Here is a 3,353-nt window from a genome sequence, read left to right as displayed (position 1 = left end):
TTTAAGGCCAAGCACAGCTTGGTTTTTCTAACGAGTAACGTATTGTTGTTTTCATAATGAGGAGTGTGCACCAGAAATGAGTAACCATATTGTGCTTTATCAGCCGCTTATTCCACCGAATACAGGAAATATCGCCAGAACTTGTGCCGGAACAAACAGCGGTCTTCACCTAATTCGACCGCTCGGCTTTTCTACTGATGATAAGCATCTGAAGCGTGCCGGCTTGGACTATTGGGATTCAGTAGATCTTCATTATTATGACTCACTTGACGAATTCTTTGAGCGGCATCCGCAAAGCGAATACTACCTTGTTGAAACCGACGGCAGTAGGCCCTATGATGCCTTTGACTATAGCGATACAAGTAAAGACTACTATTTTATTTTCGGACGAGAAACAACCGGATTACCGAAAGACTTTGTTGCCAAGTATCAGAATCGCTGCATTCGACTGCCGATGACAGGCGCAATCCGCTCACTTAATTTATCGAATTCAGCTGCGATCATGCTCTACGAAGCATTGCGCCAGCAGCGTTTTCCAGGATTATCCTGACTGCCCGTGTCGTTCTTGCTTCTTTACTCATTGTCTGATTCCCACCGGATTTCAAAAGTGTAATAAAAATTTTATGAAATCTGATTTTTCCTATTGCTTGGCTATTCCCGCTGGATTTATCAACGATTCCTTCTCAATCTGTACATAGTTTCATGAAAGATTAGCGAATGAGCGCATACACTTAAGTACATGGTCAGAAGCATTGGTGAATCTTTTCTAGGGGGGATATAATGAACTTTCTTGATAAACTGAAACAGTTCCACGACTATGAAGAGCAGCTGAAGTGGGAAGGCACATTTGCAGACTATCTTGAACTAGTGAAGAAGAATCCGATGATCGCACAGTCCGCGCATTCTCGTGTCTATCAGATGATTATTTCCGCTGGTGTTTCAGAGCAGAACGGACATAAGCATTATCATTTCTTTGATGACAAGATCTTCGGACTTGACGAAGCGATCGAACGGCTCATAGAGGAGTATTTTCACCCTGCGGCGCGGCGCTTGGACGTAAAGAAGCGTATTTTGCTGTTGATGGGTCCGGTGAGCGGTGGTAAATCAACGATTGTGACGATGCTGAAGCGCGGCTTGGAGAAGTATTCATGGACCGATGAAGGCGCGATTTACGCCATTAAGGATTGCCCGATGCATGAAGACCCGCTTCACTTAATTCCGCCGCACCTGCGCGAAGACTTTTTTCAAGAGACGGGCATTCGCGTTGAGGGGAATTTGTCACCGTTAAATGTGATGCGGCTTGAGAAGGAATACGGCGGACAGATTGAGGACGTTCCGGTGGAGCGCATTTTCCTTTCAGAAGACAAGCGCGTGGGGATTGGCACATTCAGTCCATCGGATCCGAAGTCGCAGGATATCGCTGATCTGACCGGCAGCATTGACTTCTCAACGATTGCCGAATATGGATCCGAATCCGATCCGAGAGCGTATCGATTTGACGGCGAGCTGAACAAGGCGAATCGAGGCCTGATGGAATTCCAGGAAATGTTGAAATGTGACGAGAAATTTCTGTGGCATTTGCTGTCCCTGACTCAAGAGGGCAATTTCAAAGCCGGACGCTTTGCCTTGATCTCAGCGGATGAATTGATTGTCGCGCATACGAACGAAACCGAATATCGGGCCTTTATCAGTAATAAAAAGAATGAGGCGCTTCATTCACGAATGATTGTGATGCCGGTTCCGTACAATTTGAAAGTGAGCGAAGAAGAGAAGATCTATGAGAAGCTGATCTCGGAAAGCGATGTGGCAAACGTGCATATCGCGCCGCATGCGCTGCGTACGGCAGCCGTATTTTCGATCTTAACCCGATTGAAGGAATCGAAGAGCCGTGGTATTGATCTCAATAAAAAGATGCGGCTCTACGACGGTGAAATCGTTGAGGGCTATAATGAAGCCGATATTAAGGAACTGCGGAATGAATTCCCTGATGAAGGAATGAGCGGCATTGATCCGCGCTACGTGATCAACCGAATTTCTTCTGCCATTATTAAGAAAGGTGTACCGTCGATCAATGCACTGGATATTTTGCGCTCGATTAAAGAAGGTCTCGCGCAGCATCCGTCCATCAGTGACGAGGATCGTTCGCGTTACACCGAATTCATTGCACTTGCCCGCCGCGAATATGATGAATTAGCAAAAAGTGAAGTACAAAAGGCATTTGTTTATTCTTTTGAGGAATCAGCAAAAACATTAATGGATAACTATCTGGATAATGTTGAAGCGTATTGCAACAGCAATAAAATCTTCGATCCGATTACCGGTGATGAAGTTGATCCGGATGAGAAACTGATGCGCTCCATTGAAGAACAAATCGGTATTTCCGAAAATGCGAAGAAATCGTTTCGAGAAGAGATCTTAATCCGCATTTCTGCCTATGCACGGAAAGGCAAACGCTTTAACTATAAGTCTCATGAGCGACTGAAAGAAGCGATTCAGAAAAAACTATTCGCCGATCTCAAGGACGTGGTGAAAATTACAACGTCAAGCAAAACTCCGGATGAGACGCAGTTGAAACGTGTCAATGAAGTTATTGCAAGACTTGTTGATGAATACGGTTATAATACGACCTCTGCTAACGAATTATTAAGATATGTAGGAAGCTTGCTCAACCGTTGAATCGGATGACCAAAGAAACGGCTGAGGGGGCAAATCAAGAAGGGACACACGCAAGTCAATGAGCCAATCAACAAAGAGAGAAGTATGGAGCTGGATCCGTGCGGGCGCCATCGCCATTCTGATTGCTTTTCTTGTCCGCCAATTTATTTTCAGTAATTATATCGTCCGCGGCGAGTCGATGATGCCGACGCTTCAGGATGGAAATCGTCTGATCGTGAATAAAGTCGGTTACACGGTCGGTACACCGCATCGTTTTGATGTGATCGTTTTTCACGCAACCCAAACAGAAGATTATGTTAAACGAATCATTGGTTTGCCTGGGGATTCGATTACGTATAAAAACGATCAGCTTTATGTCAATGGGAAAAGGGTCGTGGAACCTTATTTACAGCATTATAAGGATGCGCTGCCCCAAGGCCAGCAGCTTACGGAAAATTTCAATTTGAAGTCAAAGACCGGTAAGCTGCGTGTTCCCGAGGGCAAGTTATGGGTGATGGGCGACAATCGCATGAATAGTGAAGACAGCCGCTATTTTGGCTTTGTTGATCAGAAATCGGTCATTGGAAAGGTATCTATTCGTTATTGGCCGCTTAATGAATGGGAAATCATGCAGTCCATCGTTTTACCATAAAGTGCATCGAATTTTGTGAAAGTGCCGATCCGCTCGGCACTTTTTT

General features: G+C 45.1%; 3 protein-coding genes. All 3 read left to right on the top strand.

The window, feature by feature from the left end; all coding sequences use genetic code 11:
* The first annotated feature begins 76 nt into the window (after positions 1-76).
* Positions 77-550, top strand: coding sequence for a tRNA (uridine(34)/cytosine(34)/5-carboxymethylaminomethyluridine(34)-2'-O)-methyltransferase TrmL (gene trmL / locus SIN01_RS08145; protein WP_010026004.1), 474 nt, complete (start codon positions 77-79; stop codon positions 548-550).
* 230 nt (positions 551-780) lie between these two features.
* On the top strand, positions 781-2,676 hold the full coding sequence (prkA, locus tag SIN01_RS08140) for a PrkA family serine protein kinase (RefSeq protein ID WP_047035180.1): 1,896 nt from the start codon (positions 781-783) through the stop codon (positions 2,674-2,676).
* Between the two features lie 58 nt (positions 2,677-2,734).
* Entirely contained in the window at positions 2,735-3,307 is a 573-nt protein-coding gene (lepB, locus tag SIN01_RS08135; RefSeq protein WP_010027844.1) for a signal peptidase I, read from the top strand.
* Positions 3,308-3,353 lie beyond the last annotated feature (46 nt).

Origin of the sequence: Sporolactobacillus inulinus (assembly GCF_006539285.1) — a bacterium.
Taxonomy (GTDB): Bacteria; Bacillota; Bacilli; order Bacillales; family Sporolactobacillaceae; genus Sporolactobacillus; species Sporolactobacillus inulinus.
Note: the sequence above shows the minus strand (reverse complement) of the source record. Positions and strands in the feature narration are given on the sequence as shown.

Excerpts from the sequence above, each read along its gene's own strand:
- prkA (WP_047035180.1), top strand. The coding sequence starts at position 781 with ATGAACTTTCTTGATAAACTGAAACAGTTCCACGACTATGAAGAGCAG.
- trmL (WP_010026004.1), top strand. The coding sequence starts at position 77 with ATGAGTAACCATATTGTGCTTTATCAGCCGCTTATTCCACCGAATACA.
- lepB (WP_010027844.1), top strand. The coding sequence starts at position 2,735 with ATGAGCCAATCAACAAAGAGAGAAGTATGGAGCTGGATCCGTGCGGGC.